The sequence below is a fragment of the Mesorhizobium sp. M7A.F.Ca.US.014.04.1.1 genome (assembly GCF_003998745.1).
GTDB lineage: Bacteria > Pseudomonadota > Alphaproteobacteria > Rhizobiales > Rhizobiaceae > Mesorhizobium > Mesorhizobium ciceri.
The window spans coordinates 1-2,663 of sequence record NZ_RZRW01000706.1; the positions used below are offsets into that span (position 1 = coordinate 1).

A 2,663-nucleotide genomic window follows, 5' to 3' on the forward strand; every position below is an offset into this window, starting at 1 on the left:
GTCGAGGGTCGCCAGATGGTCCCGCAGTGCCACCACTCCCTGTTGCAGAGCCGCGCGCGCGGCTCTGCAACAGGGAGTGGTGGCACTGCGGGACCATCTGGCGACCCTCGACAATGGCGATCGGCTGCAGTTCGTCCGCAAATTCGTCGACCACGCCTCGCGCACGATGACGATGTTCCGGGACGGGGCCGCAGGGGTTACCGCCATCTGTCAGTCCCGCTGTCGATCGCCGGCCTTTCGTTCGACCTTCCAGCCGCCCTCGTCGGCGAAAGCCCGTCGCCCGATCTCATCCTTGTCGCTGACACGGCGTTCGACACCGAACAGAAGATCCTCCGCAAGGTGGAAGGGGTGGCGCGCGCGCTCGACGTCACCCGCTCCAAACGTCCCCTGACCACGATCCTTGTCGGGCCCAAACCCTCCGCCGCCACGCTTGATGCGATGACCAAGGTTTGCCGTGTGCTTCCCGTCGGTGTGACCGAACAGGGAGCGACAACTGCTCTGCTGGAGAACTGGCTGGCTGTCCTGCTGCCGCTCAAGCTGCCCGAACCGACCAGCGACACGGCGGAGTCGCTAGACTCGATCGTCAGCAGATCCGCCGATCTCGACCAAAATATCGTCGGCCTGATCGGGTTCCTCGACTGGGCGACTGGCCGCGTTTGGTGTGATTTGATCGCATTCGACACGCGCGGCGGCGTCAACAACCGTGATGTGATCGAAGTATTTGCGGCCATGGTGGATCATCCAGCCTTCGGCCTGCCTGAAGCTCTCTATATCGACAACGGCAATGAATACGGGTTCGCGACGTACCTCGACGACGCCATGACACTGATGGTGCCCGGGTTCCATGGGCCGGGTCGCTCGATGCGAGTTGTCAATGCCTTGCCCTACAACGACTCGGCAAAGCCCATTGAACGCTGGTTCGGCGACTTCGAGCCACGCTATCTGAGCACGCTACCGGGCTGGATTTCCGGCAACCGTATGAACAAGCGCCAGGAGGCGATCGGCCGGACGGTTGCGCCCTATGGCACCTTCGAAGATTTCGTTCCGGCGTTCTTCGGTCTCCTGAAGGCCTATCACAGTATGCCTACGGGAAAGCAGAGCGGCCTCAAGGGGCATTCGCCCAACACCACTTTTCAACAGCACGTGGTTGCGGGCTGGTCAGCAATCAGCATGAGCCAGGACGAGGTCCGCGCTGCAGTCGCGCGCCGGGTCGAGCGCACCATCATTCAAGGCGCGATCCAACTCCGTGGGCGTCGGTTGTCCTGCGAAGAGTTGTGGCAGTACACGCACGACAAGGTGCTGGTCTGCGACCCGGTCTATCATGCGCCGGCAGAGCTGCTTGTGCTGGACATGAAGGGTAAAAGGCTCGGGATCGCAACCCCCGATGTCCCACTTCATCCACTTGATCATCGTGGCGCCCAAAGCACGGCAGCACGAGCAAAGGCGCACCGCGATGCGATTGTGCAGATGGGCCGCTCGGTCCCGAAAATCGACGTTGCAGCTCGGCTGATGGCGCTTGGTCAGGATCAATCTGAAGTCATCCCCAACGAGCCGGCGGGCAAAGTATCATTCGACCCGTCTCAGCGGCCGGCGCGGATTCTGATGCCGAAGAAGCCGTTGATCCCTGAAGAGCGCCGACGCGAACAGGACGAGCGCATGGCCGCTCAGAAGGACTTGGTGAAGAGGATCGTCGGATGACGATATTCGTTGAAACCCGGGCTGCGCTCACCGTGCGGGCTGCCTTCGATACGGCGGTCAAGATGCGATATCCGGTGCTTGCGGTCGGCAAAGCCGGACTCGGAAAGACCGTAGCGCTCAACTGGATAGCCGCCCAAAGCGGAGCTGCCTATTGTGAGGTTGCGCAGCATACCAAGGCTATTAGGCCGATGTTCCTGATGCTGCATGACGCGTACGGCGTCCAAAGGGACAGCAAGCACACATATGATCTTGCCAAGGATTGCATGAACTTTTTGGGCGCCCGATGCGGCCCGACGCGTCCGTTGCTCGTGGACGAATATCAGAACTTCACGCCCCCTGTTTTGCGGGAGCTGCTGCATCTTCAGGAGCGCTGCGGCTTCGCTTTACTGCTCGCCGGCAACACCCATCGGTTGGCGGGCACGAGGCGTGATATCCACGCTATGGATCAGATCGAAAGCCGCATCGGCATGCGTTTCGAGATCGGGCAGCCGACGCGGGAGGACTGCATAAGGATCGGCGCCGAAAACAACGTTGAGGGAGCCGACGCCTACGAAGCGATTGTTATCTACGGTGAGAACACCTCGCTTCGCGCGCTTTGCCACCTCCTTCAGAACTGCGCTGCCGTTACCAATGGCGTTGGCAGCATTCGTCTTTCTCGGATCGAGACCACGCTTCGTGTCGTGTCGTGCGGCAGCCATGCGCTCAAGCTTTTGCACGAGCGCGGCGACGACCTCCGAAGATCGGCTTAATTCCGGACAGCGACAGATAATTCCGGACTGCACACCGGTGTGATGTCCGGAATTATTTGTCGTCGTGAGGGGCAAGAGTCCAGAATTATCTGTCGTCGGCCGGACTTCTAAGTGGATGATATCCCGCCGCTTTCGCCCAAAGAGGTTACTAATGCCCTTTGGACAACAGGTTACCAATGTGCCCCAACGACATCAATTCCCGACTGACCTTAAGCG

General features: G+C 60.4%; 1 protein-coding gene and 1 pseudogene. Both read left to right on the forward strand.

Annotation, left to right across the window (positions count from 1 at the left end; all coding sequences use genetic code 11):
- Positions 1-1,698, forward strand: a pseudogene (locus tag EOA22_RS37815) (hypothetical protein); the annotation flags it as partial.
- Positions 1,695-2,447, forward strand: a complete 753-nt coding sequence (locus EOA22_RS30270; RefSeq protein WP_127224613.1) for an AAA family ATPase — start codon at positions 1,695-1,697, stop codon at positions 2,445-2,447. The pseudogene EOA22_RS37815 and the gene EOA22_RS30270, both read left to right, overlap by 4 nt.
- The last annotated feature ends 216 nt before the right edge of the window (positions 2,448-2,663 follow it).

What these genes read in the sequence shown, in the direction of transcription:
- EOA22_RS30270 (WP_127224613.1), top strand. Translation starts at nt 1,695, where the DNA reads ATGACGATATTCGTTGAAACCCGGGCTGCGCTCACCGTGCGGGCTGCC.